Genomic DNA, 1,988 nt, shown 5'->3' on the forward strand with positions numbered 1-1,988 from the left:
TTCGGTATCCGCAATCTGCAACCACCCCAAAACATTTCCATCCTCTTCCAAATGATACCGGGGAGTGGCAATGGGGAACTAACTCCACCACAGATTCACTGGAGTTACTTGAGTGGTAATTCTTGGCAAGAATTTAAAAATACAGAGATGCTTTCCGATAGTACCAACGGGTTAGTCGATTCGGGGATTATCCGCTTGAGTATCCCTGAGGGAGCCACCAGTCAGCATAACTTGTTACCCAGTGGTTTACATTGGCTACGAGCTACCGTCACCGAAAATGCTGCCGCCATTCCTGATACTCTGGACATCAAAACCCAAGCTGTCAGGGCGACCTTTGTCAACCAGGGGAATGCAGCCGACCATTTAAGTAAACCCCTCCCAGCTAATTCCATTCAAGGATTTGTCACACGAGATCCCGCCATCAACACAGTACAACAGCCCTATAGTTCCTTTGGCGGTAAACCAAAAGAAGACAATCGCGCCTTCACCATGCGGGTGAGTGAAAGACTGCGCCATAAACAGAGGGCTATAACCGCCTGGGATTACGAACGTCTAGTATTGGAACATTTCCCCCAAATCTATAAGGTGAAATGTATCACCTCTGCTGCTGGCAACCACAATCCTGGTGATGCCAAGGTGACAGTGGTGGTAATTCCCGACGTGGCGAATACTGCGCCTTTCTTTCCCCTGGAACCCAAAGCACCTTCCTACTTACTAAAGGAAATCCAGGTATACCTGCAAAACTATACCTCACCGTTTGTGCAAATCGTGGTAAAAAATCCCCGCTACAAACCCATTCAATACAAAGTGGGTATCCGTTTTCGCGCTGGATATGACCAGGGGGACTATCTGAATCAACTCAATGAAGATATTAAACGCTTTTTGTCCCCGTGGGCTTATGAAGCACAAGCATATATTACCTTTGGTAGTTCAATCCATAATTCCTCAGTGATCCATTTTATTGAGAAAAGATCCTATGTGGATTATGTTGGCTATCTCAAATTAATTGAGCAAGTTCCCATCAAAGCTGGTTCTCAAGGTAAGTCAGATATATATTATCGGGTGATTCCGTCTAATCTCGCCCAAGTGCAACACCCGGATTCAATTTTGGTTTCTGCCCCTCAACATATTATCTACCTGATGGGCACAGAAAAATCTTATGATGAAGATGATTTTGAGGGGATTGGTTATATGAGTATTGTTACTGATTTTGAAGTTATTTAAAAGGAGTTAAATATCATGGCTCAAAAGAAGAGAAGTGAACTAAAAAAATTATTCGAGACAGGTAAAAAGCCTTCTCAACAGAATTTTGCAGACTTTATTGATTCCACCCTCAATATAAAAGATGATGGCATAGAAAACCCGGCTGGGGCAGATACTCCCCTCAAGATTACCGCCCCCCTCAAGATTACCGCCCAAGGTACGGATGAGAAACTGTTGGATTTTTATGATGCGGGTGACAAGAACACTTGGAGTATTAATCAAAAATCAGGAGATAAGCCAGGTTTAAATATATCTCATTATGCTTCTGGTGAAGTTAGCAAGAGCAAGCTTTTTATTAACAGTAGTAATGGGAATGTGGGACTGAGTATCGATAAGCCGACGGCGAAACTCCATATTCGCCAGACGGGTAATGAAGATGCTTTACGGATTGATGATGAATCAAAGAATACTACTCCTTTCTTTATTAAGAAAGATGGCAATGTGGGGATTGGAACGGATAGTCCAGATGCAAAGCTGGAAATTAAAGGAGATGAACCTGTCCTGAAGATTTGGGGTCAAGATAATGCAACCATTCAATTGGGAGAATCGACCGCAACAAACGGGGGTTTTGACCTTAAGTACATTGGCAGTTCAGAAAAAAAATTATATATAGAAAGCTATAGCGAATGCATTTCAAAAGTAAAACAACATTTAACCATTGTAAGTGAATCAGGCAATGTGGGGATTGGGACGACCTGTCCAGATGCCTCATCTGCGCCTCCATA

Annotated in this window: 1 protein-coding gene and 1 pseudogene; both read left to right on the forward strand. The window is 43.0% G+C overall.

The features are described 5' to 3' along the window. On the forward strand, window positions 1-1,224 hold a 1,224-nt coding region (locus tag F6K37_RS39855; RefSeq protein WP_287256790.1), incomplete at its 5' end, for a baseplate J/gp47 family protein. A 15-nt stretch (window positions 1,225-1,239) separates the two neighbouring features. Beyond that, window positions 1,240-1,988 (forward strand): annotated as a pseudogene (locus F6K37_RS39860) (hypothetical protein); the annotation flags it as partial.

It is taken from the genome of Moorena sp. SIO4E2, from assembly GCF_010671945.1.
In the GTDB taxonomy this organism is placed as follows: Bacteria; Cyanobacteriota; Cyanobacteriia; order Cyanobacteriales; family Coleofasciculaceae; genus Moorena; species Moorena producens.